At 55.9% G+C, this 24,565-nt stretch carries 26 protein-coding genes and 1 other RNA gene; 19 read left to right on the forward strand and 8 right to left on the reverse strand.

Features of this window, described 5'->3' with window-relative positions; translation table 11 throughout:
* The first annotated feature begins 161 nt into the window (after nt 1-161).
* Both argO and V6944_RS10055 read left to right on the forward strand, forming a co-directional pair.
* Complete coding sequence (gene argO / locus V6944_RS10050; protein ID WP_333498841.1) at nt 162-797, forward strand: arginine exporter ArgO; 636 nt, start codon at nt 162-164, stop codon at nt 795-797.
* A gap of 85 nt (nt 798-882) precedes the next feature.
* Nucleotides 883-1,641 carry an oxidative stress defense protein gene (locus V6944_RS10055; protein WP_333498842.1) on the forward strand — a complete coding sequence of 253 codons (759 nt, stop codon included), beginning with the start codon at nt 883-885 and terminating at the stop codon, nt 1,639-1,641.
* A gap of 62 nt (nt 1,642-1,703) precedes the next feature.
* Here the strand turns inward: V6944_RS10055 and argP are convergent, their stop codons facing one another.
* Nucleotides 1,704-2,597, reverse strand: a complete 894-nt coding sequence (argP, locus tag V6944_RS10060; RefSeq protein WP_035896251.1) for a DNA-binding transcriptional regulator ArgP — start codon at nt 2,595-2,597, stop codon at nt 1,704-1,706.
* 213 nt (nt 2,598-2,810) lie between these two features.
* On the opposite strand from argP, the gene rpiA reads away from it, so the two are divergent.
* The 3 genes from rpiA (at nt 2,811) to V6944_RS23325 (ending at nt 5,253) form a co-directional block, all read left to right on the forward strand.
* Entirely contained in the window at nt 2,811-3,470 is a 660-nt protein-coding gene (gene rpiA / locus V6944_RS10065; RefSeq protein ID WP_047347933.1) for a ribose-5-phosphate isomerase RpiA, read from the forward strand.
* A 265-nt stretch (nt 3,471-3,735) separates the two neighbouring features.
* A complete protein-coding gene (gene serA, locus V6944_RS10070; protein ID WP_185669875.1) occupies nt 3,736-4,968 on the forward strand; it encodes a phosphoglycerate dehydrogenase in 1,233 nt (410 codons plus the stop codon).
* Nucleotides 4,969-5,193: 225 nt separating this feature from the next.
* Nucleotides 5,194-5,253: a type I toxin-antitoxin system Ibs family toxin gene (locus tag V6944_RS23325; RefSeq protein WP_442910734.1), complete on the forward strand. Its 60-nt coding sequence runs from the start codon at nt 5,194-5,196 to the stop codon at nt 5,251-5,253.
* Nucleotides 5,254-5,344: 91 nt separating this feature from the next.
* On the opposite strand, the gene V6944_RS10075 is transcribed toward V6944_RS23325, so the two are convergent.
* The 3 genes from V6944_RS10075 to zapA all read right to left on the reverse strand — a co-directional run bounded on the left by V6944_RS10075 (nt 5,345) and on the right by zapA (nt 6,515).
* Nucleotides 5,345-5,941, reverse strand: coding sequence for a 5-formyltetrahydrofolate cyclo-ligase (locus V6944_RS10075; protein ID WP_333498843.1), 597 nt, complete (start codon nt 5,939-5,941; stop codon nt 5,345-5,347).
* Nucleotides 5,942-5,960: 19 nt separating this feature from the next.
* A non-coding RNA gene (gene ssrS, locus V6944_RS10080) (6S RNA) lies at nt 5,961-6,144 on the reverse strand.
* A gap of 41 nt (nt 6,145-6,185) precedes the next feature.
* Nucleotides 6,186-6,515: a cell division protein ZapA gene (gene zapA / locus V6944_RS10085; RefSeq protein WP_185669873.1), complete on the reverse strand. Its 330-nt coding sequence runs from the start codon at nt 6,513-6,515 to the stop codon at nt 6,186-6,188.
* A 158-nt stretch (nt 6,516-6,673) separates the two neighbouring features.
* Between zapA and V6944_RS10090 the strand changes: the two genes are divergently transcribed.
* The 8 genes from V6944_RS10090 to V6944_RS10125 all read left to right on the forward strand — a co-directional run bounded on the left by V6944_RS10090 (nt 6,674) and on the right by V6944_RS10125 (nt 16,739).
* Nucleotides 6,674-7,252, forward strand: a complete 579-nt coding sequence (locus V6944_RS10090) for a YecA/YgfB family protein (protein WP_185669872.1) — start codon at nt 6,674-6,676, stop codon at nt 7,250-7,252.
* 69 nt (nt 7,253-7,321) lie between these two features.
* Nucleotides 7,322-8,638, forward strand: a complete 1,317-nt coding sequence (gene pepP / locus V6944_RS10095) for a Xaa-Pro aminopeptidase (protein WP_333498844.1) — start codon at nt 7,322-7,324, stop codon at nt 8,636-8,638.
* Nucleotides 8,635-9,813: a 2-octaprenyl-6-methoxyphenyl hydroxylase gene (gene ubiH, locus V6944_RS10100; RefSeq protein WP_333498845.1), complete on the forward strand. Its 1,179-nt coding sequence runs from the start codon at nt 8,635-8,637 to the stop codon at nt 9,811-9,813. Before pepP ends, ubiH begins: the two co-directional genes overlap by 4 nt.
* A gap of 21 nt (nt 9,814-9,834) precedes the next feature.
* On the forward strand, nt 9,835-11,037 hold the full coding sequence (gene ubiI, locus V6944_RS10105) for an FAD-dependent 2-octaprenylphenol hydroxylase (RefSeq protein WP_333498846.1): 1,203 nt from the start codon (nt 9,835-9,837) through the stop codon (nt 11,035-11,037).
* A gap of 392 nt (nt 11,038-11,429) precedes the next feature.
* Nucleotides 11,430-12,524 carry a glycine cleavage system aminomethyltransferase GcvT gene (gene gcvT / locus V6944_RS10110; protein ID WP_333498869.1) on the forward strand — a complete coding sequence of 365 codons (1,095 nt, stop codon included), beginning with the start codon at nt 11,430-11,432 and terminating at the stop codon, nt 12,522-12,524.
* Nucleotides 12,525-12,550: 26 nt separating this feature from the next.
* Nucleotides 12,551-12,940 (forward strand): glycine cleavage system protein GcvH, encoded by a 390-nt coding sequence (gcvH, locus tag V6944_RS10115; protein ID WP_052281990.1) that lies wholly within the window; start codon nt 12,551-12,553, stop codon nt 12,938-12,940.
* Between the two features lie 121 nt (nt 12,941-13,061).
* Nucleotides 13,062-15,935: an aminomethyl-transferring glycine dehydrogenase gene (gene gcvP / locus V6944_RS10120; RefSeq protein WP_333498847.1), complete on the forward strand. Its 2,874-nt coding sequence runs from the start codon at nt 13,062-13,064 to the stop codon at nt 15,933-15,935.
* A 60-nt stretch (nt 15,936-15,995) separates the two neighbouring features.
* Nucleotides 15,996-16,739, forward strand: a complete 744-nt coding sequence (locus tag V6944_RS10125) for an SDR family oxidoreductase (protein WP_333498848.1) — start codon at nt 15,996-15,998, stop codon at nt 16,737-16,739.
* A 102-nt stretch (nt 16,740-16,841) separates the two neighbouring features.
* Here the strand turns inward: V6944_RS10125 and bglA are convergent, their stop codons facing one another.
* Complete coding sequence (bglA, locus tag V6944_RS10130; protein ID WP_333498849.1) at nt 16,842-18,275, reverse strand: 6-phospho-beta-glucosidase BglA; 1,434 nt, start codon at nt 18,273-18,275, stop codon at nt 16,842-16,844.
* 120 nt (nt 18,276-18,395) lie between these two features.
* Nucleotides 18,396-19,124, reverse strand: a complete 729-nt coding sequence (locus V6944_RS10135) for a MurR/RpiR family transcriptional regulator (RefSeq protein ID WP_185669882.1) — start codon at nt 19,122-19,124, stop codon at nt 18,396-18,398.
* A 51-nt stretch (nt 19,125-19,175) separates the two neighbouring features.
* On the opposite strand from V6944_RS10135, the gene yqfB reads away from it, so the two are divergent.
* Nucleotides 19,176-19,490 (forward strand): N(4)-acetylcytidine aminohydrolase, encoded by a 315-nt coding sequence (gene yqfB / locus V6944_RS10140; RefSeq protein WP_333498850.1) that lies wholly within the window; start codon nt 19,176-19,178, stop codon nt 19,488-19,490.
* Between the two features lie 158 nt (nt 19,491-19,648).
* Nucleotides 19,649-20,311 carry a PAQR family membrane homeostasis protein TrhA gene (trhA, locus tag V6944_RS10145; RefSeq protein WP_333498851.1) on the forward strand — a complete coding sequence of 221 codons (663 nt, stop codon included), beginning with the start codon at nt 19,649-19,651 and terminating at the stop codon, nt 20,309-20,311.
* Nucleotides 20,312-20,412: 101 nt separating this feature from the next.
* On the opposite strand, the gene ygfZ is transcribed toward trhA, so the two are convergent.
* Nucleotides 20,413-21,396 carry a tRNA-modifying protein YgfZ gene (gene ygfZ, locus V6944_RS10150; protein ID WP_333498852.1) on the reverse strand — a complete coding sequence of 328 codons (984 nt, stop codon included), beginning with the start codon at nt 21,394-21,396 and terminating at the stop codon, nt 20,413-20,415.
* A gap of 247 nt (nt 21,397-21,643) precedes the next feature.
* Here ygfZ and sdhE point away from each other — a divergent pair, with 247 nt between their 5' ends.
* A complete protein-coding gene (gene sdhE / locus V6944_RS10155; protein ID WP_333498853.1) occupies nt 21,644-21,910 on the forward strand; it encodes an FAD assembly factor SdhE in 267 nt (88 codons plus the stop codon).
* Nucleotides 21,891-22,307: a protein YgfX gene (locus tag V6944_RS10160; RefSeq protein WP_185669861.1), complete on the forward strand. Its 417-nt coding sequence runs from the start codon at nt 21,891-21,893 to the stop codon at nt 22,305-22,307. The genes sdhE and V6944_RS10160 overlap by 20 nt, the downstream gene beginning before the upstream one ends.
* Here V6944_RS10160 and fldB read toward each other — a convergent pair.
* The gene (gene fldB, locus V6944_RS10165; RefSeq protein WP_333498854.1) at nt 22,304-22,825 is read right to left on the reverse strand and encodes a flavodoxin FldB; all 522 of its coding nucleotides are present in this window, start codon (nt 22,823-22,825) and stop codon (nt 22,304-22,306) included. The two genes, V6944_RS10160 and fldB, sit on opposite strands and share 4 nt — an antisense overlap.
* A 102-nt stretch (nt 22,826-22,927) precedes the next feature.
* Between fldB and xerD the strand changes: the two genes are divergently transcribed.
* Nucleotides 22,928-23,824 carry a site-specific tyrosine recombinase XerD gene (xerD, locus tag V6944_RS10170; RefSeq protein WP_185669859.1) on the forward strand — a complete coding sequence of 299 codons (897 nt, stop codon included), beginning with the start codon at nt 22,928-22,930 and terminating at the stop codon, nt 23,822-23,824.
* Nucleotides 23,825-23,846: 22 nt separating this feature from the next.
* Entirely contained in the window at nt 23,847-24,560 is a 714-nt protein-coding gene (gene dsbC, locus V6944_RS10175; RefSeq protein WP_333496560.1) for a bifunctional protein-disulfide isomerase/oxidoreductase DsbC, read from the forward strand.
* The last annotated feature ends 5 nt before the right edge of the window (nt 24,561-24,565 follow it).

The raw sequence follows: 24,565 nt of genomic DNA on the forward strand, positions 1-24,565 counted from the left end.
CACTGTAAGTGACCCGTTATCTGAAATACAGCGGCGATGCATTTATCGCAACCTTGATAATTATTAGTTAAATTTATTACTGATTAAAAATATCAATTTCCTCTAATGATTTTATCGCGATATAGTCAGCGCCATTCCTGAACTATCTGAAGAAAATTATCGTGATATCTTACTACTTTCAAGGGCTTATGCTCGGTGCTGCGATGATCCTGCCGCTGGGGCCGCAAAACGCTTTCGTGATGAACCAAGGGATCCGCCGTCAGTATCATCTGATGATTGCCTTACTTTGCGCCATTAGCGATCTGCTGTTGATCTGCGCGGGGATTTTTGGCGGTAGCGCGCTGCTGACCGCCTCGCCGTGGCTGCTGGCGCTGGTGACCTGGGGGGGCGTCGCGTTCCTGCTGTGGTATGGCTTTGGGGCGCTGAAAACCGCGATGGGCAGTAATATCGAACTGGCTACTGCCGAAGTGATGAAGCAGGGGCGCTGGAAAATTATCGCCACCATGTTAGCGGTGACCTGGCTTAACCCACACGTCTATCTGGATACCTTTGTGGTGCTGGGAAGCCTCGGCGGTCAGTTGGCGGATGAACCAAAACGTTGGTTTGCGCTGGGCACGGTTAGCGCCTCTTTCCTGTGGTTCTTCGCATTAGCGCTACTGGCAGCCTGGCTTGCTCCACGTTTACGTACCGCTAAAGCACAGCGTATTATTAACCTGGTTGTCGGCATCGTGATGTGGTTTATTGCATTTCAGCTGGCAAAAGAGGGCGTTGGACACCTGCACGCGTTGCTGAACTAGGTCTCATCTGATGGACTTTCCCCTGGCAACGGCTAAGCTTGCAGGCAAGACCCCGTTGTCGGGTGATAACCAAGGAGATACAACAGTGAAGTTTAAAGTGATGGCTCTGGCTGCAGTAGTTGGGTTTAGCGCAATGGCGGTGCAGGCAAATGAATTGCCGGACGGCCCGCATGTTGTGACATCAGGTACGGCGAGCGTGGATGCGGTTCCGGATATCGCGACGCTTGCCATTGAAGTCAACATTGCAGCCAAGGATGCTGCAAGCGCGAAAAAACAGGCCGACCAGCGTGTCGCGCAGTATCTCTCCTTCCTCGAGCAAAACGGCGTAGCGAAAAAAGACATCAGCTCCGCGAACCTGCGTACCCAGCCCGATTATGACTACCAGAACGGTAAAAGCGTGCTGAAGGGCTATCGCGCCGTGCGTACCGTAGAGGTGACGCTGCGTCAACTGGATAAGCTGAACTCGCTGCTGGATGGCGCGTTGAAGGCCGGGCTGAACGAAATCCGTTCCGTGTCGCTGGGCGTGGCGCAGCCGGATACCTATAAAGATAAAGCGCGTAAAGCGGCTATTGAAGATGCGATTCATCAGGCGCAGTCGCTGGCGGCAGGCTTCCATAGCAAACTGGGGCCGGTATATAGCGTGCGTTACCACGTCTCTAACTATCAGCCGAGCCCGATGGTGCGGATGATGAAGGCGGATGCGGCACCGGTTTCAGCGCAGGAAACTTACGAGCAGGCGACGATCCAGTTTGATGATCAGGTGGATGTGGTGTTCCAGCTCCAGCCTGAGCAGGCTGCGGCTCCTGCTGCTCCAGCCGCAACTCCAGCGCCTGTTGCGAAATAACAGGTAGGGTGCAGGGTGCAGCGCTTGGTCGCTCCCTGTACCTGCTTCATTAAGGAAAAAGTTTAATCCTGACGCAGCACCTTATGGCCATAAGCCAGCAACGCATCCGTCACCTTCCGCATCATACGACTCTCCGGCGCAAACCGGTGCCAGTAAAGCATCCGACGCTGGAACAGCCCAGGCGTCAAGTCAATCAGCTCTCCGCTTGCCAGCTCTTTCTCAATCTGCAAGTGCGGGATCATACAGCAGGTGGTTCCCTGACGAGCTAACTGCACAAAGGCTTCCGACGAGTTCACGATATGGCACGGTACGCTGCCCGGCGGCAGATCGAAATTCTGCTGCAAAAAGGCCTGGTGCATATCGTCCAGATGATCGAAGGCCACGGCGGGCGCCTTTAACAGCGCAGAGCGGGTCACCCCGTTAGGGAAATAGCGCTCAGCGAACGCTTTTGACCCAACAAACAGATAGTCGAGCGCCCCGAGCTGATCGACCAGACAGCTTGGCAGCGCCTGTGGCTGAATACTCACCGCGCCAACCACTTCACCGCGACGCAGACGCTCCTGGGTCCGGGTTTCATCTTCTACCTGCAAATTCAAACGAATAGGGGAGTTAGCCAACACGTCGGCAAGCGCCGGCAGCAGCCAGGTTGCCAGACTGTCGGCGTTGACCGCCAGCGACAGCAGCAGCGGTGTAGAGCCGGTTTGTTCATCGCCCAGCCACTCCTCTTCCAGCAGCTCAACCTGACGCAGTAGCGCGAGCAGCTTTTGCCCCTGTTCCGTTGGGCGTGGCGGCACGGTACGCACCAGCAGCGGCTGACCGAACATGTTCTCCAGCTGCTTAATGCGTTGGGAAACGGCGGACTGAGTAATGCACAGTTTCTGCGCGGCACGTTCAAACCCACGTTCCCTGATAACGGCATCCAGCGCCTGTAGTGTTCTGTAGTCCGGACGTTTCATTGCGTTGAGGTACTCCCCTATAGGTGTTATCTGCACTATGACATAAATTTACCCGATATACAGACGAAAATGGTTTGCAGTTTACTGTGATGGGCATCACGTGTTGAACGCCTGCTCCGCCGTGCCCGGCCTGAGGTTTCCCGGTTGCTCGAATTGTTCAAGGGTTATGTTCTATAATGCGCGGCAGTTGATGACACCACAGGCGAAACGATCATGACGCAGGATGAACTGAAAAAAGCAGTAGGCTGGGCAGCACTTCAATACGTACAGCCGGGTACGATTGTTGGTGTGGGCACGGGGTCTACCGCGGCGCACTTTATTGACGCGCTGGGCACGATGAAAGGACAAATCGAAGGGGCTGTATCAAGCTCAGATGCCTCTACCGAGAAACTGAAAAGCCTCGGCATTACCGTTTTCGATCTGAACGAAGTCGACCGTTTAGGCATCTACGTGGACGGTGCAGATGAGATCAACGGCCACATGCAGATGATCAAAGGCGGCGGCGCAGCGCTGACGCGCGAAAAAATCATTGCCTCCGTCGCGGACAAATTTATCTGTATCGCTGATGCTTCCAAGCAGGTTGATATCCTGGGTAACTTCCCGCTGCCGGTTGAAGTGATCCCAATGGCTCGTAGCGCCGTGGCGCGCGAACTGGTGAAGCTGGGCGGTCGTCCAGAGTATCGTCAGGGCGTCGTGACCGATAACGGCAACGTGATCCTTGACGTGCACGGCCTGGAAATTCTTGATGCCATCGCGCTGGAAAACGCAATTAACGGCATTCCAGGCGTGGTCACCGTGGGTCTGTTCGCGAACCGTGGCGCGGACGTCGCGCTGATTGGTACCGCCGACGGCGTGAAAACCATCGTGAAATGATCTGGTCGGGGGGAAAATACAATTTCCCCCATTTTTTTTATGTGGGCTAAATTTGGTGACTTGTGTCACATTTTTGCATCACACATTATTAACATCCCACGTTTATCTTTCCACTTAGCATTTTATGCTGGCATTTCCCGCTGCATGACATTTCCTCATCACCCCGACGCAAACGTTCATATTGCCGCAATAATTTTTTTTGATATGTTGCTTAGGTGAACTTTCGTTCACCACAACATGAGTAAAACAAAGACAGGACGGGGAAATGGCTAAGGTATCACTGGAAAAAGAGAAAATTAAATTTCTGCTGGTTGAAGGCGTGCACCAGAAGGCGGTGGATAGTCTGCGCGCGGCAGGCTACACCAATATCGAGTTTCACAAGGGTGCGCTGGATAGCGAACAGCTGAAAGAGTCGATCCGTGATGCCCATTTCATCGGCCTGCGTTCCCGTACTCACCTGACGGAAGAGGTTTTTGCTGCCGCTGAGAAACTGGTGGCGGTGGGCTGCTTCTGTATCGGCACCAACCAGGTGGACCTGGTAGCGGCGGCCAAACGCGGCGTTCCTGTATTTAACGCCCCGTTCTCTAACACCCGCTCCGTGGCGGAACTGGTTATCGGTGAACTGCTGCTGCTGCTTCGCGGTATCCCGGAAGCGAACGCCAAAGCACACCGTGGTGTGTGGAACAAACTGGCGGCGGGCTCCTATGAAGCGCGTGGTAAAAAGCTGGGTATTATTGGCTACGGCCACATCGGTACCCAGCTCGGCATTCTGGCGGAATCGCTGGGGATGCACGTCTTCTTCTACGATATTGAAAACAAGCTACCGCTAGGTAACGCTACCCAGGTGCAGCATCTTTCTGACCTGCTCAACATGAGCGACGTGGTCAGCCTGCACGTGCCGGAAAATGCGTCAACCAAGAACATGATGGGTGCAGAAGAGCTGGCGCTGATGAAACCAGGCGCGCTGCTGATTAACGCCTCGCGCGGCACGGTTGTTGAAATTCCTGCGTTGTGTGATGCGCTGGCGCGTAAACACCTGGCCGGGGCAGCGATCGACGTCTTCCCAACCGAACCTGCTACCAACAGCGAGCCGTTCACCTCGCCGCTGTGCGAGTTCGACAACGTTATCCTGACGCCGCACATCGGTGGCTCTACCCAGGAAGCGCAGGAAAACATCGGCCTGGAAGTGGCTGGCAAACTGATTAAGTACTCCGACAACGGCTCTACGCTCTCCGCGGTCAACTTCCCGGAAGTATCTCTGCCGCTGCACGGCGGTCGTCGTCTGCTGCACATCCACGAAAACCGTCCTGGCGTGCTGACGGCGCTCAACCAAATCTTCGCCGAGCAGGGCGTGAACATTGCCGCACAGTACCTGCAAACCACGCCGCAGATGGGCTATGTGGTTATCGACATTGAAGCGGAAGAGGATGTCGCTGAGAAAGCGCTGCTGAGCATGAAGGCGATTCCGGGCACCGTTCGCGCGCGTCTGCTGTACTAATCTTTATTCTTTCCATCCAGACGGGCAGGCCAAAGGTCAGCCCGTTTTTGTTTTCTGTTTCCGTACTGCAACTCATACATGGCATTTACGAGCCTCGCCGCAAACGGTGATTAAAGATTCTGCCGCGCATTGTGTGTGGGGAAAAGGATTTTACGATAGGGGTTCAGCATAGGGCTGAAACGGAAAAGCCCCTACCGAAGCAGGGGCTCTAAAAGGAAAGGGATAATGATGAGACTCGTCATCATACTGCTGATTTTGTTAATCATCGCTACGCCAGCATATTAACAAGATTTACGCAGGAGGGAGGTTCGCCTCCCTCACCCTTTACCGAGGAATTTAGGTCAAAAAAGAATCGATGTCAATCGGCAGAAAATGCTTACCACTGCCACACTTTCGACGGCGTGACTACGGCCGGTAGGGGAATATCCCACTCTTCAACCGGTAAGGCGTCGACCAACTGACAGTCGTGCGCATAGCCGACGGGCTGAATGTCGTGCTGCTGCCAGTTTTGCAGCGTGCGGTCGTAAAAACCACCGCCCATGCCCAGCCGTTGGCCCTGTTCATCAAAGGCAACCAGCGGCGTTATCAACACGTCGAGATTCGCCAGCGGCAGCACATCGCGCACATCAAGCTTCGGTTCGCGGATTTTCAGGCGGTTCATCACCAGCTCGCTGTGCGGATGGTAATGCAGAAACAGCAGATTCCCAGGACTAAACGGGTGCAATACGGGCAGGTAGACGCGCTTACCGGCTCGCCAGAGCTGTTCAATCAGGGGTTGGGTATCAAGCTCACCGTCAAAGGATAAGAACAGCGCGACGGTTTTTGCCATCACCACGGGAGGCCAGGCCATCATGCGGTCTGCGGCTTGCTCGCCGTAAAGCGTTTGTTGCTGTGGCGTGAGCGTACGACGACGTTGCCGGATTAGCTGGCGAATGTGCTGTCGGGAGTTTTGTTGCTCAAATGGATGCGTCATAAGACCGGTAGGTAGAAGGGGAATCTCCGAGATGCCGCCGCAGGCTGTAACCCTTGAACCCTTGGTTCAAGGTGAATGCGTCGTCACAGTTTTAAGGCTTCTCGGACGGACCGAGCATGCTCACCAACCGTGGAGCGCCACATTCTTGTGGTATGAAATATCGGCTCAGGGGACTGGCCCGCTTGCGAACATCTCAGAGAAATTTTGTCTTCACAGTCACTCTACCATAGTAAACTGCAAAGTGTTATTCAAACTTTGGGGCTGACTTATCGGATATGCGACCCTGGTCAAGCAATGCCTGTTCAATGGTCTGTTGCAGCATCCGAATGCGCTGTTCCATGCTAGAAGCATAGTCGCGCGTCTTTGCCCTTTCCTGAGTTAACTCATAGCTGATGTTCAACGCGGCGATGAAAACCAGCTGCTCAGTATTTGTGACTCTAGTGCGTTCTTTCAGATCTTGCAACCGCTGATTCAGATCGTCCGCTGCCTGATTCAAAGCATCTCTTTGTTCAGGCGGGCAATTCACTCGCAGTGAACGGCCAAAAATTTGGATATCGACGGGTTGTGCAGACATGCCACCTTCCTGCTGATTGACTGCGCGTCCTTCACTCTCAGGATGTGAAGGGGCGACACTATAGCTACCCTGGTATGAAGATACAAGCCCTTTTCTGGTATCTCCAGGGTCCAAAGTGGTAGCATATCATGAATTCCACCCAACAATGACGAATGCGCATGTCTATACAGAACGAAATGCCGGGTTACACCGTGATGAACCAACTGTTAAACCAACAAGGGGTAGGCCTGACGCCTGCAGAAATGCACGGTCTGCTGAGTGGATTGCTCTGCGGCGGAAACAAGGACAGCTCCTGGCAGCCGCTGGTTCACGACCTGACCAACGAAGGTCTGGCGTTTGGTCACGAGCTTGCCGAGTCGCTGCGTTCCATGCATGCGGCAACCAGCGATGCGCTGGAAGACGACGGCTTCCTTTTTCAGCTTTATCTGCCTGAAGGCGACGATGTCAGCGTGTTCGACCGCGCCGATGCGCTCTCTGGCTGGGTGAACCATTTCCTGCTCGGTCTGGGTATGGTACAGCCAAAGCTGGATAAAGTGAGAGATGAAACCGGCGAAGCCATTGACGATCTTCGAAATATTGCGCAACTTGGCTATGAAGAAGATGAAGATCAGGAAGAGCTGGAAATGTCGCTGGAAGAAATTATCGAATACGTTCGCGTAGCGGCGCTGCTGTGCCACGATACTTTCACCCACCCGCAGCCGACCGCGCCTGAAGTGCAAAAGCCAACATTACACTAATCACAACGCCCGCTCCGCTTGCTGCGCAAGGCCGGTAAACGGAGCGCTAAGGGATTGAAAGGAGATGTCATGACACAGCAAGCGTTTCTCCGCCGCCGCCAGGCATTACTGGCGCAAATGAAACCAGGCAGCGCGGCGCTGATTTTTGCCGCGCCAGAGGTGACTCGCAGCGCGGATTCTGAGTATCCCTATCGCCAGAACAGCGATTTCTGGTACTTCACCGGCTTTAACGAGCCTGAAGCCTTGCTGGTGCTGATTAAAAGCGATGACACTCACAACCATAGCGTGCTGTTCAACCGCGTTCGCGACCTGACGGCTGAGATCTGGTTTGGCCGCCGTCTGGGCCAGGATGCCGCGCCGGAAAAACTGGGCGTTGACCGCGCGCTGGCGTTCAGCGAAATCAATCAACAGCTGTTCCAGTTGCTGAACGGTCTGGACGTTATCTACCACGCGCAGGGCGAATACGCTTTTGCCGATGACATCGTCTTCACCGCGCTGGACAAGCTGCGCAAAGGTTCGCGCCAGAATCTCACTGCGCCGGATGCGATGATTGACTGGCGTCCTATGGTGCATGAAATGCGCCTGTTCAAAGACAGCGAAGAGATTGAGATCCTGCGTCGCGCGGGCGAAATTTCTGCGCTGGCCCATACTCGCGCGATGGAAAAATGCCGTCCAGGGATGTTTGAATATCAGCTGGAAGGGGAGATTCTTCACGAATTCTCTCGCCACGGCGCGCGTTACCCGTCCTACAACACCATTGTCGGCGGCGGCGAAAACGGCTGCATCCTGCACTACACCGAGAACGAATCCGAGCTGCGCGACGGCGAGCTGGTGCTGATTGACGCGGGCTGTGAGTACAAAGGTTACGCGGGTGACATTACCCGAACTTTCCCGGTGAACGGTAAATTTACCCCGGCACAGCGCGCTATCTACGACATCGTGCTCGCCTCGCTGTACAAATCCCTTGAGTTGTATCGCCCTGGCACCTCCATTCAGGAAGTGACCGGTGAAGTGGTGCGCATCATGGTGACCGGCCTGCATGGTCTGGGGATCCTCAAAGGGGAAGTTGACCAGCTAATTGCTAACAATGCCCACCGTCCGTACTTTATGCATGGCCTGAGCCACTGGCTGGGGCTGGATGTGCATGACGTTGGCGTCTATGGCGCAGATCGTTCTCGGGTGCTTGAGCCGGGGATGGTGCTGACCGTTGAACCGGGCCTGTATATCGCGCCGGACGCGGACGTGCCGGCGGAATATCGCGGTATCGGTATTCGTATTGAAGACGATATTCTCATTACCGAAGACGGAAATGAGAACCTCACTGCGAGCGTCGTGAAGGATGCTGATGCCATTGAAGCGTTGATGGCAGCGGCACGCCAGCTATGAGCGTGATTATTGTCGGCGGCGGCATGACCGGCGCCACGCTGGCGCTGGCTATCTCGCAGCTGACGGCGGGCCGCCTTCCGGTGCACCTGATAGAGGCGGCGGATATTCACGCCGCTGAACATCCGGGCTTTGATGGCCGGGCCATTGCGCTGGCGGCAGGCACCTGCCAACAGCTGGCGAAGATCAACCTGTGGCAGGCGATTGCCGACTGTGCGACGCCAATTACCACCGTTCACGTCAGCGACCGCGGCCATGCCGGTTTTGTCACTCTTGATGCTCAGGATTATCGCCTCTCTGCACTCGGTAATGTGGTTGAGCTGCACGACGTGGGCCAGCGGCTGTTTGGCCTGCTGCGCCATGCGCGCGGCGTCACGCTGCATTGTCCTTCGCGGGTGTCGCGGGTTGAACGTCAGGCTGATGGCGTGAGCGTGACGCTGGATAACGGTGAAACGCTGCACGGCAAACTGCTGGTTGCCGCCGACGGTTCGCGCTCCACGCTCGGCGAGCAGTGCGGTATTGCCTGGCAGCAGGAGCCGTATAATCAGGTGGCGGTGATTGCCAACGTCTCCACCGCCGTGGCGCACCAGGGGCGGGCGTTTGAACGCTTTACCGAGCATGGCCCTATCGCCATGCTGCCGATGTCGCAGAACCGCTGCTCGCTGGTGTGGTGCCATCCGCTGGCGCGCCATGACGATGTGCTCAACTGGTCAGACGCTGAGTTTTGTCGTGAGCTACAGAAAGCGTTTGGCTGGCGTCTGGGACGCATTACTCAGGCAGGAATGCGTAGCGTCTATCCGTTATCGCTGACCACCGCAACCCGGACGGTATCGCACCGCCTGGCGTTGGTGGGCAACGCGGCGCAGACGCTGCATCCGATTGCCGGACAAGGTTTTAACCTCGGCATGCGTGACGTCATGACGCTGGCGGAACATCTGGCAAGCGCGCACGAGGCCAATCAGGATATCGGCGACTATTCGCTGCTGTGCCATTACCAGCGCCAGCGTGCGGAAGATAAAGCCGCCACGATTGGCGTAACTGACGGTCTGGTGCATCTGTTCGCCAACCGTTGGGCACCGCTGGTGGCCGGGCGCAACGTGGGCCTGATGACGATGGAATTATTTACCCCTGCACGCGATGTGCTGGCGCAGCGGACGCTGGGCTGGGTCGCCCGCTAATCAGCAGTTTAAGGAGTTAATGTGCAAAGTGTTGATGTTGCCATCGTAGGCGGTGGAATGGTTGGGCTGGCGGTAGCCTGCGGTTTACAGGGCAGCGGCCTGCGGGTTGCCGTACTGGAACAGTCGCTGCCGCAGGCGCTTGCCGCCGATGCGCCACCTGCGCTACGCGTCTCCGCCATCAATGCGGGCAGCGAAAAGTTGCTCACCAGGCTGGACGTCTGGTCGGCCATTACCGCCCAGCGCGCCAGTTGCTATCACGGCATGGAAGTGTGGGATAAGGACAGCTTTGGTCGTATTACGTTTGATGACCGCAGCATGGGTTACAGCCATCTCGGCCATATTGTTGAAAATGCGGTGATTCACCATGCGCTGTGGCAGAAAGCGGAGCGCAGTTCCGATATCACGCTGATGGCGCCCGCTGAACTGCAGCAGGTGGTCTGGGGCGAGAACGAAGCGTTTCTGACGCTGAAAGACGGCAATATGCTGACCGCGCGCCTGGTCGTGGGCGCGGATGGCGCGAACTCCTGGCTGCGCAGTAAAGCGGATATTCCGCTGACCTTCTGGGACTATCGTCACCACGCGCTGGTCGCCACCGTGCGCACCGAAGAGCCGCACGACGCGGTGGCGCGCCAGAGCTTCCACGGCGAAGGTATTCTGGCCTTTCTGCCGCTCTCCGACCCGCATCTTTGCTCGATTGTCTGGTCGCTGTCGCCACAGGAAGCGGAACGGATGCAGCAGGCCGATGACGCTGAATTTAACCAGAAGCTGAATATCGCCTTCGATAATCGCCTGGGGTTGTGCAAGGTGGAGAGCGAACGTCAGGTATACCCGTTGACCGGACGCTATGCACGTCAGTTTGCCGCCCACCGCCTGGCGCTGGTCGGCGATGCAGCGCACACCATCCATCCTTTGGCTGGGCAGGGCGTGAACCTGGGCTTTATGGACGCCGCCGAGCTGATTGAAGAGCTGCGTCGTCTGCATACGCAAGGCAAAGATATCGGTCAGCATTTCTATCTGCGTCGCTACGAGCGCAGCCGTAAACACAGCGCCGCGCTGATGCTGGCGGGGATGCAGGGCTTCCGCGAGCTGTTTGCTGGCGAAAATCCGGCGAAAAAACTGCTGCGCGATCTCGGTCTTGCGTTGGCTGATACGCTACCCGGCGTGAAGCCGCAGCTAATTCGTCAGGCAATGGGCCTGAACGACCTGCCTGAGTGGCTTCGTTAAGTCGCTCACACTTTTACTCCCGGTGGTTCTACCGGGAGTCTCCTCTCTCATTTGAAAAATTCTAATTTCACGCCGTTTTTCGCATTAGTTTTATTAATCCATGCATTTTCATGTTACGGAAAAATCGCCCTGTTTTACGCATAAAATATTATCTTATGCTGAATTGTTAACCGTTGTTGTTAATAAAATGGGGTGCATTTCGCTTTTTTGTAGTCAATTCCTCTGTATGCTTTTTCGCGACTTTTGGTCATAAGCTAATGTGATGCCCCCTTTTTCAGGATGGTTTACCACGATGTTCGGTGGTAAGTTCAGGGAAAAGAGAACGTTTGCGTCGGTGCCCAAATGGGCGTCGGCGTTTGGTTTTGTGGTGCGATATATTCAACGAGGACATGATGGCTCAACAAACGCCTTTGTATGACCAGCACGTGTTATGTGGCGCGCGTATGGTGGATTTCCACGGCTGGATGATGCCGCTGCACTATGGTTCGCAGATTGATGAGCACCACGCGGTGCGTACCGATGCCGGGATGTTCGATGTGTCGCACATGACCATCGTCGATCTCCACGGGCCGCGGACCCGAGAGTTTCTACGCTATCTGCTGGCAAACGACGTTGCCAAGCTCACCAAGCCCGGCAAGGCGCTATACAGCGGTATGCTAAATGCGTCGGGCGGCGTGATTGATGACCTGATCGTTTACTACCTTACCGAAGATTATTTCCGCCTCGTCGTTAACTCCGCCACCCGCGAAAAAGACCTCTCCTGGATTACCCAACACGCTGAACCTTATGCCATCGACATCACCGTCCGTGATGACCTGTCGCTGATTGCCGTACAGGGGCCGAACGCGCAGGCGAAAGCGGGCACGCTGTTCACCGACGAGCAGCGTCACGCCGTTGAAGGTATGAAGCCGTTCTTTGGCGTGCAGGCGGGTGACTTCTTTATCGCCACCACCGGTTACACCGGCGAAGCGGGTTATGAAATTGCCCTGCCAAAAGAGCAGGCCGCCGATTTCTGGCAGAAACTGGTCCAGGCAGGCGTGAAGCCTTGTGGCCTGGGCGCGCGCGACACGCTGCGTCTGGAAGCAGGGATGAACCTCTATGGTCAGGAGATGGACGAAAGCATCTCCCCGCTAGCGGCCAACATGGGCTGGACCATCGCCTGGGAACCGGCCGATCGCAACTTTATCGGTCGCGACGTGCTGGAGCTGGAGCGTGAGAAAGGTACCGAGCAGTTGGTCGGCCTGGTGATGACCGAAAAAGGCGTCCTGCGCGGTGAACTGCCGGTGCGCTTTACCGATGCCCGCGGCAATGCGTGCGAAGGTGTGATCACCAGCGGGACTTTCTCGCCAACCTTAGGCCATAGTATTGCGCTGGCTCGCGTCCCGGCTGGGATTGGCGAGACGGCGATCGTGCAGATCCGCAACCGTGAAATGCCGGTCAAAGTAACAAAACCTATTTTTGTGCGTAACGGCAAGGCCGTCGCGTAAGCCCTTTTTATTCTGGAGATTTTTTGATGAGCAACGTACCAGCAGAACTGAAATACAGCAAAGAACACGAATGGCTGCGCAAAGAAGCGGACGGTAGCTACACCGTTGGTATCACCGAGCACGCGCAGGAATTACTGGGTGACATGGTCTTCGTTGACCTGCCGGAAGTCGGCGCGACCGTTAGCGCGGGCGATGACTGCGCCGTGGCAGAGTCCGTTAAAGCGGCATCCGACATCTACGCACCGATCAGCGGCGAAATCGTTGCCGTGAACGACGAGCTGGGCGACTCGCCGGAGCTGGTGAACAGCGAACCGTACGCGGGCGGCTGGATCTTTAAGATCAAAGCCAGCGACGAAGCGGAAGTTGCCGCGCTGCTGGATGCGACTGCATACGAAGCCCTGTTAGAAGACGAATAAGGATTTGCTCCCTCTCCCAGTGGGAGAGGGCTGGGGTGAGGGCGAGTTTACGCCGTCGCCCCAAACCTCTTCTTCGAAGAGGAAATCTTAAAATCACCGCACGTTTCAGGAACCATCGCTCATGACACAGACTTTAAGCCAGCTTGAAAACCGTGGCGCGTTTATTGAACGTCACATCGGGCCGGATGCCCAGCAGCAGCAAGAGATGCTCAAAACAGTTGGCGCGGATTCATTAAACGCACTGATTGCGCAGATCGTGCCGAAAGATATCCAGCTTGCTACGCCGCCGCAGGTTGGCGAGGCCACCACCGAGTTCGCCGCGCTGGCGGAGTTGAAGGTGATTGCCGGTCGCAACAAGCGCTTTAAGTCGTACATTGGCATGGGTTACACCCCGGTACAGCTGCCGCCGGTTATCCAGCGCAACATGCTGGAAAACCCGGGCTGGTACACCGCGTACACCCCGTATCAGCCAGAAGTTTCTCAGGGTCGTCTGGAAGCGCTGCTCAACTTCCAGCAGGTCACGCTGGATCTGACCGGTCTCGATATGGCCTCCGCTTCTCTGCTGGACGAAGCTACCGCTGCCGCTGAAGCGATGGCGATGGCCAAGCGCGTGAGCAAACTGAAGAACGCCAACCGCTTCTTCGTGGCGGCCGACGTGCATCCGCAAACTCTGGATGTGGTCCGTACCCGCGCGGAAACCTTCGGTTTTGACGTGATTGTCGACGACGCTGACAAAGCACTGGAGCATCAGGACGTCTTCGGCGTGCTGCTGCAGCAGGTCGGGACCACCGGTGAAGTTCATGACTACAGCCAGCTGATTGCTGAACTGAAATCTCGTAAAGTCGTCGTCAGCGTTGCCGGCGATTTCATGGCGCTGGTGCTGTTAACCGCACCGGGCAAGCAGGGCGCGGATATTGTCTTCGGCTCTGCGCAGCGTTTCGGCGTACCGATGGGCTACGGCGGCCCGCACGCGGCCTTCTTTGCCGCTAAAGATGAATTCAAACGCGCCATGCCAGGCCGTATTATCGGCGTATCGAAAGATGCCGCTGGCAATACCGCGCTGCGCATGGCGATGCAGACCCGCGAGCAGCACATTCGCCGCGAGAAAGCGAACTCCAACATCTGTACCTCGCAGGTACTGCTGGCTAACATCGCCAGCCTGTACGCGGTGTTCCATGGCCCGGCTGGCCTGAAGCGTATTGCCAACCGCATTCACCGCCTGACCGATATTCTGGCCGCGGGTTTGCAGCAGAAAGGCCAAAAGCTGCGTCATGCGCACTACTTCGACACCCTGTGTGTGGAAGTGGCGGATAAAGCCGCCGTACTGGCGCGCGCTCAGGCAGCAGAAATCAACCTGCGCAGCGATATCCTCAATGCGGTAGGTATCACCCTGAACGAAACGACCACCCGTGAAGATGTATTGGCGCTGTTTAGCGTGATTCTCGGCGACAATCACGGTCTGGACATCGATGCGCTGGATAAAGACGTGGCGCTCGACAGCCGCTCTATCCCGCAAGCGATGCTGCGCGACGACGCGATCCTGAGCCATCCGGTGTTTAACCGCTATCACAGCGAAACCGAAATGATGCGCTACATGCACTCGCTGGAGCGTAAAGATCTGGCGCTGAACCAGGCGATGATCCCGCTGGGTTCCTGTACCATGAAGCTCAACGCTGCGGCGGAGATGATCCCTATCACCTGGCCGGAATTTGCTGAACTGCACCCGTTCTGCCCGGTTGATCAGGCGGAAGGCTACCATCAGATGATCGGTCAGCTCTCCGAGTGGCTGGTGAAATTGACCGGCTATGACGCACTCTGCATGCAGCCGAACTCCGGCGCGCAGGGTGAATATGCGGGTCTGCTGGCGATTCGTCACTACCACGAAAGCCGCAACGACGGCCATCGTGATATCTGTCTGATCCCGAGCTCAGCACACGGTACCAACCCAGCTTCCGCGCAGATGGCGGGGATGCAGGTGGTGGTTGTGGCCTGCGATAAGAACGGCAACATCGATCTGGCGGATCTGCGCGCGAAAGCAGAACAGCATGCGGACAACCTTTCCTGCATCATGGTGACCTACCCGTCCACCCACGGCGTGTACGAAGAGACTATCCGTGAAGTGTGCGAAATTGTTCACCAGTTTGGCGGCCAGGTTTACCTCGACGGCGCGAACATGAACGCCCAGGTCGGCATTACATCCCCAGGCTTCATCGGCGCGGATGTTTCGCACCTCAACCTGCATAAAACCTTCTGCATTCCACACGGCGGCGGCGGCCCTGGTATGGGTCCTATCGGCGTGAAATCACACCTGGCGCCGTTTGTTCCAGGCCACAGCGTGGTGCACATTGAAGGCATGCTGACCCGTCAGGGCGCGGTTTCCGCGGCACCGTTCGGCAGCGCCTCCATTCTGCCAATTAGCTGGATGTACATCCGCATGATGGGCGCAGAAGGCCTGAAGCAGGCAAGTCAGGTGGCGATCCTCAATGCTAACTACATTGCGACTCGCCTGAAAGATGCCTATCCGGTGCTCTACACCGGGCGTGACGGACACGTGGCGCACGAATGTATTCTGGATATTCGTCCGCTGAAAGAAGAGACCGGCATCAGCGAGCTGGATATTGCTAAGCGCCTGATTGACTACGGTTTCCACGCGCCAACCATGTCCTTCCCGGTAGCGGGTACGCTGATGGTTGAGCCAACGGAATCCGAAGGCAAAGCCGAACTGGACCGCTTCATTGACGCGATGCTGGCGATCCGCAGCGAAATCGACCGCGTGAAAGCGGGCGAGTGGACGCTTGAAGACAACCCGCTGGTTAACTCCCCGCACACCCAGAATGAGCTGGTGGCGGAGTGGAACCACGGCTATAGCCGCGAAATCGCCGTCTTCCCGGCAGGCATGGCGAACAAGTACTGGCCGACGGTGAAACGCCTCGATGATGTTTACGGCGACCGTAACCTGTTCTGCTCCTGCGTGCCGATGAGCGAATATCAGTAATGCTCTGATTAGGCTATCTTTTAAAGGCGCTTCGGCGCCTTTATTTTTTGGGAGACGCGAATGGCAATGGCATTAGTGACCGGCGCAAGCCGGGGAATTGGGCGGGCGACGGCGCTACAGCTGGCGCAGGAAGGCTATACGGTGGCGGTGAACTATCACCGCAACGAAGCCGCCGCCAGCGAGGTGGTGAACGCGATTATTGCGCAGGGCGGCAAGGCCTTTACCGTTCAGGCGGATATTAGCGATGAAGTACAGGTAGAAGCGATGTTTGCCCGCCTCGACCAGCAGGACGAACCGCTAACGGCGCTGGTCAACAACGCGGGCGTGCTGTTCACCCAAAGCCGCGTGGAGGCGTTAACCGCCGAGCGTATCAACCGGGTATTGACCACCAACGTGACCGGCTATTTTCTCTGCTGCCGGGAAGCGGTAAAGCGGATGGCGATACCGCACGGCGGGCAGGGCGGCGCGATTGTGAACGTCTCTTCGGCGGCGGCACGTCTGGGCTCGCCGGGTGAATACGTGGACTATGCCGCCTCGAAAGGGGCGATTGATACGCTGACCACCGGGCTGTCGCTGGAAGTGGCGGCGCAGGGCATCCGAGTGAACGGCGTCAGGCCTGGGTTTATCTATACCGAGATGCATGCCGACGGCGGGGAGCCGGGGCGCGTTGACCGGGTGAAGTCCGTGCTGCCGATGCAGCGAGGCGGCCAGCCGGAAGAGGTGGCGCAGGCGATTGTCTGGCTGCTGGGCGAGAAGGCGTCGTATGTGACGGGGAGTTTTATTGAGCTGGCGGGTGGGAAGTAGTGTGGTGCAGACCCCCTCACCCTCTCCCCATGGGGGAGAGGGGACCGACCGGTTTTATCCCTCGCCCCTTTGGGGAGAGGGCCGGGGAGAGGGGAAACAGACTTACAAACTCTCGCCGTTGCTAGCAATCACCGCTTTATACCACTCAAAACTCTTCTTACGTGAACGTGACATATCGCCCGTGCCGTCGTCGTGCTTGTTCACATAGATAAAGCCATAGCGCTTGCTGTACTGCCCGGTGGTGAACGACACGCAGTCGATGCAGCCCCACGGCGTATAGCCCATCAGATCCACGCCATCATAGGTAACTGCTTTCATCATCTCTTCGACGTGTGCACGCAGATAATCAATGCGGTAGTCGTCGTTGATGCTACCGTCGGCTTCGACTTTGTCGTACGCGCCAAAGCCGTTTTCCACGATAAACAGCGGCTTTTGGTAGCGTTCGTACAGTTCGCACAGCGAGTAGCGCAGGCCAACCGGGTCAATCTGCCAGCCCCAGTCCGATGCTTTCACGTGTGGGTTCGGTACGCTGCCTTCAAAGCCGGAGATTGCGTCACCGCTGCCGCCTTCTGCCTTCACGGCGTTGGTCATGTAGTAGCTGAAACCAAGGTAGTCGCAGGTGCCTTCACGCAGAATCGCCTCGTCGCCTGCTTCCATCTTGATATTGAAACCACGACGTTCCCACTCGTTCAGCACGTAGCTTGGGTAGTAGCCGCGCAGCTGCACATCGGTAAAGACATAGCGTTCACGCATCGACTCCTGGGCGAACATGACGTCTTCTGGTTTGCAGGAGTACGGATAGAGCGCCACCATCGCCAGCATGCAGCCGACTTTCATCTCTGGGTTGATACGTCGAGCCGCTTTCACCGCCAGGGCGCTGGCCACGAACTGGTGGTGCAGCACCTGGTACATGGTTTCTTCCGGGTTTTCATGCTCGGTGTAAACCACGCCGGAGCAGCAGTAGCCGAACAGCGGCGCGCGCCAGTTACGCTGGTTGTTGATTTCGTTGAAGGTCATCCAGTATTTGACCTTATTCTTGTAGCGCTCGAAGACCACTTCCGAGAAGCGAACAAAGAAATCAACGACTTTGCGGTTGGTCCAGCCGCCGTACTCCTGCACCAGGTGCAGCGGCATTTCGAAGTGGGAAAGGGTAATCACCGGCTCGATGTTGTACTTCAGCAGTTCATCGAACATGTCATCGTAGAATTTCAGCCCTTCTTCATTTGGCTGCGTTTCGTCACCTTTCGGGAAAATGCGGGTCCAGGCGATAGACGTACGGAAGCACTTGAAGCCCATCTCGGCGAACAGCTTGATGTCTTCTTTGTAGTGGCCGTGGAAGTCGATGGCTTCGTGGTTCGGGTAGTATTTACCCGGTTCGACCTGCTGGGTAATTTCACGCGGTACGCCGTGGGCACCGCCGGTTAGCACGTCACAGATGCTGGGGCCTTTGCCGCCTTTATTCCAGCCGCCTTCAACCTGGTGGGCAGCAACCGCGCCACCCCATAAAAAGTCTTTCGGTAAGGTCAGTTTTTTCATCGTTGCTATGCTCAGTTATTGGGCTTAATAAATCTGAGTCTAACAAAGAGGCAATAAATGTCACGATATAACAAATCCCACTCAAGGGAATATGTTACATCGAAAAAACACCCTGTATTTTTATGCTAATTTCTTCGCCAGTTTACGGCCTAACGATTCCAGAATATAGATAACCGGGATCTGCGTTGTAATATCGTAAACGCCGGCAATGCGGGTTTGTGGCACATGCCAGGAGAGGTTGAAGTCAGCAAGCTTTGCCAGCCGTGAGTGTTCATGGCTGGTGATGGACATGACCTTGCAGCGATGCAGGCTGAACTGCCCGGCAAAGCGCAGGATCTCTTCGGTTTCTCCCGATACCGAAAGCACGATCGCCAACGCGTTTTTCGCCATGTCATTGGTGACCGGGAAATAAGGGTCGTCAATATGGTTACTGAATTTACCAATATTTGAGAAGAATCGTGCGCCATATTTTGCCAGCGAGCCGGAGGTTCCTGCACCGACAAAAATAATACGCTCCGAAGAGAGGATAATATCCACCGCGTCATCCAGCAATTTATCAAACTCGTCATTATTAACGCTTTTGAAAAAACTGATAATTTCGCTGGCGCCAAAATTGGCCTGCTGTGGTTCGTCCTGCTCTAAATATAATTTGAAGCGTACGCGGAACTCCGAGTAACCTTCGCAGTTGAGCTTTTTACAAAAGCGCATCACCGTGGTGGTGGAGACGCCCGCCGCGTCGGCCAGTTCACGGATGGTCATGTACATCACCGTGTCGCGATTTTTAATGACGTAGTGATAGACCATCATCTCAAGATTATTGAGGCTGGCAACGGCGGCGTGGGAGAACATGCTCACGGTGATGGATACTCGTAAAAATAATGACCTGATAGGAATGATAACATGCAGCCAAACGACATTACCTTTTTTCAGCGCTTTCAGGACGACATTCTCGCCGGACGTAAAACCATTACGCTGCGCGACGCGGCTGAGTCACACTTTAAGGTTGGGGACGTGCTGCGCGTGGGCCGCTATGAAGATGATGGCTACTTCTGCACCATTCGCGTAGTCGCAACCTCTACCGTCACGATGGATACGCTGAGCGAGCGCCATGCGGAGCAGGAAAACATGAGTCTGCCGGAGCTGAAAAAGGTGATTGCGGATATCTATCCGGGCGAGAACCTGTTTTATGTTATTGAATTTAAATGTGTTGAATAAAAATGTGTACGCCTGTTAGCTGAATGAATTTGTTAACTGACTGATTAATTTGAGTTTATAAGAATTCATTTTTTTATTTTAGCTTACATGTGTTCACTGGAACCATTCTCAGTTACGCTAGGGTGTTTGCTTAATTTGTCGTTCGCCCGGAGCGCGTAATGGATAAGAAACCACTCATCAAGCAGGGATATTCTCTAGCAGAGGAAATTGCCAATAGCATCAGCCACGGCGTTGGCTTTGTCCTGGGGATTGTCGGGCTGGTTTTACTGCTGGTTCAGGCCGTTGATGCTAACGCCAACGCCACAGCGATCACCAGCTACAGCCTGTACGGCGGCAGCATGATCCTGCTGTTTTTGGCCTCCACGCTGTATCACGCCATTCCGTCACAGCGGGCCAAGGTGTGGCTGAAAAAATTCGACCACTGCGCTATCTATCTGCTGATTGCCGGTACCTATACGCCATTCCTGCTGGTGGGGCTGGACTCGCCGTTGGCGAAAGGGCTGATGATTGTTATCTGGAGCCTGGCGCTGCTGGGGATCCTGTTTAAGCTGACCATTGCGCACCGCTTTAAAATTCTGTCGCTGGTGACCTATCTGACGATGGGCTGGCTGTCGCTGATTGTGGTCTATCAACTGGCGGTGAAGCTGGCGATTGGCGGCGTGACGCTGCTGGCGGTCGGCGGGGTGGTTTATTCGCTGGGGGTGATTTTCTACGTCTGTAAGCGCATTCCCTACAACCACGCTATCTGGCATGCGTTTGTGCTGGGCGGTAGCGCCTGTCATTTTCTGGCCATTTATCTGTACGTGGGGCAACACACATAGATTCGGTGCAACCCCGGCGGCACTGCGCTTGGCCGGGCTACGGTTGATCGGTAGCCCGGGCGAGGCGTTTACGCCGACCCCGGGGGAGGCACTAAATTCAACTACTCTTCGTCTAACGAATACGGCAGCGGCTTAATGCTCAAGGTATTGGCATCGTCGCGCACGCGGAACACGCTGTCGGCTTCCATATCGTTGTTCATCACGACCTGCACCAGTACCTGACCATCTTCCAGCTGTACGGCGGCCAGCACGGTGCCGGTACGTCGCCAGTTGTCACCCATCTTGAGCTCAAGGTCTTCACCGGCTTCCGGTACGCGAGCGGCTTTGCCTGCCAGCGTCCACAGCGCGCGTTTGTTGGCCCCGCGGAATTTGGCGCGAGCAACCATCTCCTGCCCGGTATAGCATCCTTTTTTGAAGCTGATGCCGCCCAGCGCCTGCAGGTTGGTTGCCTGCGGAATAAACTGCGCGCTGTTTGCTTCATCAATCACCGGCAGACCGGCTTCGATATCCAGCGCCAGCCACTGCTGGCTGTTGTTAAGCTGGGCTTCGCCGCGCAGTGCTTCGGTGATGCGTTCAGCGTTCGCGGCATTGGTCACCAGCAAGAAACGTTCTTCCGGATGGGCAAACCACAGCAGAGAGGTTTCACCTTCCTGCAGGTACGGTTTCTCGGCGTCTGGCAGTTCCGCGAACAGGTTAGTCAGCGCGGCGCGAGCCTGGAAACCGGCCACGCCCAGCAGCACCGCGTCATCGTTGGGTGCAATCACCACCTTCGAGAAGACGGCGTATTTTTTCAGCTGGGTCAGCTGCGCTTCACGGACGCTGCGGCGCTCAATAAACGCAAAACCATCCTGACGATGAAACAGGCGCAGGTTGCTCCACATTTTGCCTTTCGCATCGCAGTGGGCGACCAGCAGATGCTGATGTTCAGTCAATTGCGCCACGTCTGCCGTTACCTGACCCTGCAGGTATTTTTCACTGTCGGCACCGGTCACGGTCGCCAGCGCCCAATCATCGAGCGTCATCAGCGTCAGCGGTAAGCGGGCAGAGACGCCTGGCTGACGTGGAGGAAACGGAGTAAAAGCCATATTGATGTCCTGAATAGAGTTGCGAACGCACTTATTCACTCATGGTAAAAGAGATGCCTGCCATTGCAAGCGCTTTTGCAGGGCGTTTTGTGCCCTCCGCGCGTTCTGCGAAGCGGCTCGAAAGAAAAATAATCCCTTTCATATTTCAGGGCTTTTTTCGGAATATGACGCGTGAAACGTGATATTCCAGTAAGGTAACGGCAAAAAACACGTTAAACTAGTCACAACGTAATGCTGGAAGGAAATTATGGACATCAATAATAAAGCCCGTATCCACTGGGCATGCCGCCGCGGTATGCGCGAACTCGATATCTCCATCATGCCGTTCTTTGAGCACGAGTACGACACGCTCAGCGATGAAGACAAAGCGGTCTTCATTCGTCTTCTCGAATGCGACGATCCTGATCTCTTCAACTGGCTGATGAACCACGGCAAGCCTGACGACGCTAGCCTTGAGCGCATGGTACAACTCATTCAAACACGGAATCGGGAACGTGGTCCTGTGGCAATCTGATTTACGCGTCTCCTGGCGCTCACAGTGGCTCTCTTTATTGCTCCACGGCCTGGTGGCGGCTTTCGTGCTGCTGATGCCGTGGCCGTTGAGCTACACGCCACTCTGGCTGCTTTTGCTGTCGCTGGTGGTGTTTGACTGCGTACGTAGCCAACGACGCATTCACTCGCATCAGGGTGAGATTAAGCTGTTGATGGACGCAAGGCTGCGCTGGCGCAATCAGGATTACGAACTGCTTGGTACGCCGTGGATGCTGAATTCGGGGATGATGCTACGGATTCGTCGCCTGAACGGCGGCCGTCGTCAGCACCTGTGGCTGGCGGCTGACAGCATGAATCCTGAAGAGTGGCGCGACCTGCGGAGAATACTTCTGCAGCAGCCCGCGCCCACGAAGCACTAAGAGAACTGCTCGGCCATCTCGCCGAGTATCTGTTCGCACCAGCTCTGAATGCGTTCATCGCTAAGATCGTACTGGTTAGTTTCATCCAGCGCGAGACCGACGAAAAGCTGCCCGTCAGCAATCACCGGTTTCGGGCTGGTGAACTCGTAGCCTTCGGTTGGCCAGTAGCCGACAAATTTCACCCCTTTGGTCGCCAGCTTATCGTGCAGCATACCCAGCGCATCGAGGAACCACTCGCCGTAGCCGAGCTGGTCGCCCATGCCGTACAGGGCGATGATTTTACCTTCCAGATTGAGCGTATCGAGCTGTTCCCAGACCGCTTCCCAATCTTCCTGAATTTCACCGAAATCCCAGGTCGGAATGCCGAGAATGAGCACCTCATATTGCTCCATCAGGGCGGGGGAATCATCTTTCAGGTTATGTAATGTGACCAGTTCTGGACCGATAATGTCGCGAATTTTTTCCGCTGCCATCTCGGTGTAGCAGGTGCTGGAACCGTAAAAAAGGCCGATATTCATGACGTACTGCTCTCGATTCTTGCGATGATGATGCGCCCAGTGTACCAGAAAGGGGGCTAATTCAGGCATAATGGTGCTGATTTAACACGCAGAGGGGCCGAGGTGGATAAGGATCTTGCACGAATCGAACAGTTTCTCGATGCGCTATGGCTGGAGCGCAATCTGGCTGAAAATACCCTGAGCGCCTACCGCCGTGACTTGACCATGGTGGTGGAGTGGCTGGCGCACCGCGAGCTCTCGCTGGAAACAGCGCAAAGCGACGACCTGCAAAATTTGCTCGCCGAACGTCAGCAAGGGGGCTATAAAGCCACCAGCACCGCACGGCTGCTGAGCGCCATGCGACGCTTCTTCCAGCATCTGTATCGTGAAAAATTCCGCCCGGACGATCCTAGCGCCCAGTTGGCGTCACCGAAGCTCCCCCAGCGGCTACCGAAAGATCTCAGCGAAGCGCAGGTAGAGCGTTTGCTGCAAGCACCGCTGGTCGATCAGCCGCTGGAGCTTCGCGATAAGGCTATGCTTGAAGTGCTGTATGCTACCGGCCTGCGCGTTTCTGAACTGGTGGGGTTGACGATGAGTGATATCAGCCTGCGTCAGGGCGTGGTTCGGGTGATCGGTAAAGGTAATAAAGAGCGTCTGGTGCCGCTCGGCGAAGAGGCTGTTTATTGGGTTGAGAACTGGTTGGAGCACGGCCGCCCCTGGATGCTTAACGGCGTGGCGATTGACGTCCTGTTCCCCAGTCAGCGTGCCCAGCAGATGACTCGGCAGACCTTCTGGCACCGCATTAAGCACTATGCCCAGCTGGCGGGTATCGACAGCGAGAAGCTGTCACCGCACGTGCTACGCCACGCTTTTGCTACGCATTTGCTGAACCACGGCGCGGATCTGCGTGTCGTACAAATGCTGTTGGGGCATAGCGATTTGTCGACCACACAAATTTATACGCACGTCGCGACAGAGCGGCTGCGACAACTTCATCAACAGCACCATCCACGAGCATGATGCTGATTTAAAAGGACAGTTTATGAAACAAGGTTTAATGATGTTCACCCTGCTGGCGGCGGCATTTTCCGGCCTGGCGCACGCTGACGATGCCGCTATCAAGCAGTCGCTGGCGAAACTGGGCGTGCAGAGCACCGATATTCAGCCGGCGCCGGTGGCCGGGATGAAAACCGTCCTGACCAACAGCGGCGTGCTGTACGTCACCGATGACGGCAAGCACATTATTCAGGGGCCAATGTATGACGTCAGCGGCGCACAGCCGGTGAACGTCACCAACGCACTGCTGATGACCCATCTGAACGCGCTGGAAAAAGAGATGATTGTCTACAAAGCGCCGCAGGAAAAACATGTGATTACCGTCTTTACCGACATCACCTGTGGCTACTGCCACAAGCTGCATGAAGAGATGAAAGACTACAACGCGCTGGGGATCACCGTGCGCTATCTGGCCTTCCCGCGCCAGGGTGTCCAGAGCCAGGCTGAACAGGATATGAAATCCATCTGGTGTGCCAAAGATCGCAACAAAGCGTTTGACGATGCGATGAACGGCAAAGGCGTTCAGGCCGCCACCTGCGATATCGACATTGCCAACCACTATGCGCTCGGCGTGCAGTTCGGCGTGAACGGTACTCCGGCTATCGTGCTCAACGACGGCTACGTCGTTCCGGGCTATCAGGGGCCGAAAGAGATGAAAGCCTTCCTCGACGAACACCAGAAACAGACCAGCGGTAAATAATTCGC

It is taken from the genome of Kluyvera sp. CHPC 1.2972 (assembly GCF_036759925.1).
In the GTDB taxonomy this organism is placed as follows: Bacteria; Pseudomonadota; Gammaproteobacteria; order Enterobacterales; family Enterobacteriaceae; genus Kluyvera.

Excerpts from the sequence above, each read along its gene's own strand:
- argP (WP_035896251.1), bottom strand. The coding sequence starts at position 2,597 with ATGAAACGTCCGGACTACAGAACACTACAGGCGCTGGATGCCGTTATC.
- rpiA (WP_047347933.1), top strand. The coding sequence starts at position 2,811 with ATGACGCAGGATGAACTGAAAAAAGCAGTAGGCTGGGCAGCACTTCAA.
- serA (WP_185669875.1), top strand. The coding sequence starts at position 3,736 with ATGGCTAAGGTATCACTGGAAAAAGAGAAAATTAAATTTCTGCTGGTT.
- V6944_RS10075 (WP_333498843.1), bottom strand. The coding sequence starts at position 5,941 with ATGACGCATCCATTTGAGCAACAAAACTCCCGACAGCACATTCGCCAG.
- zapA (WP_185669873.1), bottom strand. The coding sequence starts at position 6,515 with ATGTCTGCACAACCCGTCGATATCCAAATTTTTGGCCGTTCACTGCGA.
- V6944_RS10090 (WP_185669872.1), top strand. The coding sequence starts at position 6,674 with ATGTCTATACAGAACGAAATGCCGGGTTACACCGTGATGAACCAACTG.
- pepP (WP_333498844.1), top strand. The coding sequence starts at position 7,322 with ATGACACAGCAAGCGTTTCTCCGCCGCCGCCAGGCATTACTGGCGCAA.
- ubiH (WP_333498845.1), top strand. The coding sequence starts at position 8,635 with ATGAGCGTGATTATTGTCGGCGGCGGCATGACCGGCGCCACGCTGGCG.
- gcvT (WP_333498869.1), top strand. The coding sequence starts at position 11,430 with ATGGCTCAACAAACGCCTTTGTATGACCAGCACGTGTTATGTGGCGCG.
- gcvH (WP_052281990.1), top strand. The coding sequence starts at position 12,551 with ATGAGCAACGTACCAGCAGAACTGAAATACAGCAAAGAACACGAATGG.
- gcvP (WP_333498847.1), top strand. The coding sequence starts at position 13,062 with ATGACACAGACTTTAAGCCAGCTTGAAAACCGTGGCGCGTTTATTGAA.
- V6944_RS10125 (WP_333498848.1), top strand. The coding sequence starts at position 15,996 with ATGGCAATGGCATTAGTGACCGGCGCAAGCCGGGGAATTGGGCGGGCG.
- bglA (WP_333498849.1), bottom strand. The coding sequence starts at position 18,275 with ATGAAAAAACTGACCTTACCGAAAGACTTTTTATGGGGTGGCGCGGTT.
- V6944_RS10135 (WP_185669882.1), bottom strand. The coding sequence starts at position 19,124 with ATGTTCTCCCACGCCGCCGTTGCCAGCCTCAATAATCTTGAGATGATG.
- yqfB (WP_333498850.1), top strand. The coding sequence starts at position 19,176 with ATGCAGCCAAACGACATTACCTTTTTTCAGCGCTTTCAGGACGACATT.
- trhA (WP_333498851.1), top strand. The coding sequence starts at position 19,649 with ATGGATAAGAAACCACTCATCAAGCAGGGATATTCTCTAGCAGAGGAA.
- ygfZ (WP_333498852.1), bottom strand. The coding sequence starts at position 21,396 with ATGGCTTTTACTCCGTTTCCTCCACGTCAGCCAGGCGTCTCTGCCCGC.
- sdhE (WP_333498853.1), top strand. The coding sequence starts at position 21,644 with ATGGACATCAATAATAAAGCCCGTATCCACTGGGCATGCCGCCGCGGT.
- fldB (WP_333498854.1), bottom strand. The coding sequence starts at position 22,825 with ATGAATATCGGCCTTTTTTACGGTTCCAGCACCTGCTACACCGAGATG.
- dsbC (WP_333496560.1), top strand. The coding sequence starts at position 23,847 with ATGAAACAAGGTTTAATGATGTTCACCCTGCTGGCGGCGGCATTTTCC.